This window comes from Psychrobacter sp. T6-1, assembly GCF_052258445.1.
On sequence record NZ_JBQQFC010000459.1, the window covers coordinates 1 to 1,404 of the forward strand.

At 47.8% G+C, this 1,404-nt stretch carries 1 protein-coding gene; it reads left to right on the plus strand.

Translation table 11 applies throughout. The annotated features are described in order from the left end of the window. Positions 1-310 precede the first annotated feature (310 nt). A partial coding sequence (locus tag ACTXGO_RS13780; protein WP_443574919.1) for an alkene reductase occupies positions 311-1,404 on the plus strand: 1,094 nt, incomplete at its 3' end.

A 1,404-nucleotide genomic window follows, 5' to 3' on the forward strand; every position in this document is an offset into this window, starting at 1 on the left:
GCACTAAGGGTGCTCCTATAATCAATAAATGAGATCGTAAGATTTGAGAATATATTTTAGGTTTGATGAGATACTTTGGCTTCATGTATTCGTTTGTAAATCAAACTTGAATAGCAGCGCTCGTGCCTCATCAAGCAAATCACTCGCTCACCAGTTATTTTACGCTCACAGCACGTAAAGATACATTCTGTTAACCTAATCACTTATAAACTTTTCAGAGTCGCTAGCAGATTCCTTTATAGTACTGAACATATCGTATTGAGCATTCATTCAACAACTACAAGTCAACAACGACAAGTAAGGCATTTATATGGCATATGACAATCTATTTGAACCCGTAAAAATGGGTACCCAAACCCTAAAAAATCGCATTATTATGGCACCGCTCACCCGTCTGCGCGCAGTTGAGCCAGGCGATGTACCAACTGCTCTAGCAGGTGAATATTACTCGCAGCGCGCCGCTGGCGCAGGTCTGGTGATCGCTGAGGCCACGCAAGTGTCGTTCCAAGCCAAAGGCTATGCAGGCGCGCCTGGCGTGCACACGCAAGATCAAATGACCGCGTGGAAAGCGATCGTTGACAATGTCCATGCCAAAGGCGGTAAGATCGTCGTACAGCTATGGCATACTGGTCTGGTATCGCATGATAGCGTACAACCTGATGGCAAAGCGCCCATCTCAGCATCAGACGTTGAAGTCGGCGCTCGTACCTCATTGCGTGATAGCGATAATAATGCGATCCGCGTTGAGACCACGCCGCCACGCGCTGCGACGCTCGATGAAATCAAACAAGTCATTGCAGACTTTGCTCATGCAACCAAAACGGCGAAAGAGGCAGGGTTTGATGGCGTAGAAGTACATGGCGCTCATGGCTATCTGTTGCATCAGTTTTGGGTGGAGCAAACCAACAAGCGTGATGACGAGTATGGCGGTAGTCGTGAGAACCGCGCGCGTCTAACGTTAGATATCATTGATGCTTGTGTCAAAGAGTGGGACAACGATCATGTCGGTGTCAGACTCTCGCCACAAGGTACGTTTAACGCCGTAGAAGCAGGCTATGAGGAAGACGACAACATCTGGCTGATTGAGCAAATCAACAAACGTGATCTGATGTATCTTCATCTCTCTGAGCCAGATTGGGCGGGTGGTACGCCGTACAATAATGGTTTCCGTCAGCGTATTCGTGATGCTTTTGATAATACCATTATTGCAGCGGGTGGCTATACTGCCGAAAAGGCTGAGAGAAATGTACGCGAAGGCTACATTGATGCTGCCGCCTTTGGTCGTGACTTTATCGCCAATCCTGACCTAGCAGAGCGTATCCGTCAGAATGCACCGCTTAATGAGCAGCATCCAGAAAGCTTTTATGGCGGCGGTAGCGAAGGCTATACCGATTATCCGTATTT